Below are 1,120 nucleotides of genomic sequence, written 5' to 3' on the forward strand. Positions count from 1 at the left end.
CTGGTCTGTTGTCTGTATCCCCTGGTGTATGAGGTATGCAGATGGGGGTGGGCTGAGCTTCGCGGGGCGTCAGCGCCGGGAGACGGTGCGGATGCAGGCGGCAGAGCTGTTCGAGCAGGAGATCAAGCCGCCGGAGGTCGCACGGCGACTGCGGGTGAGCCGGAAATCGGTCTACCAGTGGCATCAGCTGTGGCGGGACGGTGGGGCCGAGGCTCTGGCCTCGCGTGGCCCGAGTGGATCGCGGTGCCGCCTGTCCCCGCGCTGTCTGGAGAAGCTGGCCGCGTACCTCGATGAGGGGCCGGCCGTGCATGGCTGGGTGGAGGACCAGGTGTGGACGGCCGCCCGGGTGGCCACGCTGATCGGGAGGAAGTTCCACATCTCCTACAGCGTCTCGGGCGCCACGCGATTGATGCACCGGCTCGGTTTCAGCCCGCAGGTGCCCGCGCGGCGGGTCGCCGAGCGCGACGAGCAGGCCGTGACCGCGTGGAAGGAGGCGACGTGGGCGGAGGTAAAAGGGTCCGGGCGGCCTGTGGGGGTTACGTCTGCTTCGAGGACGAAGCCGGCTTCACCCGACGGCCGCCCCGGGGACGGACCTGGGGCCGCCGCGGCGTCACCCCGGTCGTGACAGTCAGCGGACGACGATCCGGACGGCTCTCTGTGGCCGGGCTGATCGCGATGCGGCCCGGATCCCGGACCCGGCTGTGCCACCGGCTGCGCACCCACCCTGCAGGCAAGGGCACGCGCCGCAGCATGGGCGAACGTGACTTCATCGCACTGATCGACGGCGCTCACCAGCTCCTCAAGGCGCCGATCGTGCTGGTCTGGGACCGGCTCAACACCCACGTCTCCCTCAAGATGCGACAACTCGTCGCCCAGCGGCAGTGGCTGACGGTGTTCCTGCTGCCCGCGTACTCGCCGGACCTGAACCCCGTCGAGTGGGTATGGGCCCACGTCAAACGCAGCCTGGCCAACCTCGCCGTGGTAGCCCTCGACCGGCTGGAAGCCCTCGTACGCAACCGGCTCAAACGCCTTCAGTACCGGCCCGACACCCTCGACGGCTTCATAGCCGGCACTCGCTTGACCCTCGACGAGCCAGCGCCACCCTGACGAGCCGAAGTCA

Annotated in this window: 1 protein-coding gene and 1 pseudogene; both read left to right on the forward strand. The window is 69.4% G+C overall.

Annotation, left to right across the window (positions count from 1 at the left end; genetic code table 11):
- Positions 1-28: 28 nt before the first annotated feature.
- Positions 29-484 (forward strand): annotated as a pseudogene (locus ACIRU3_RS47810) (winged helix-turn-helix domain-containing protein); the annotation flags it as partial.
- 14 nt (positions 485-498) lie between these two features.
- A complete protein-coding gene (locus tag ACIRU3_RS47815) occupies positions 499-1,107 on the forward strand; it encodes a transposase (protein WP_404070810.1) in 609 nt (202 codons plus the stop codon).
- Positions 1,108-1,120 lie beyond the last annotated feature (13 nt).

Source organism: Streptomyces sp. NPDC101151, assembly GCF_044768335.1.
Classification (GTDB): domain Bacteria; phylum Actinomycetota; class Actinomycetes; order Streptomycetales; family Streptomycetaceae; genus Streptomyces.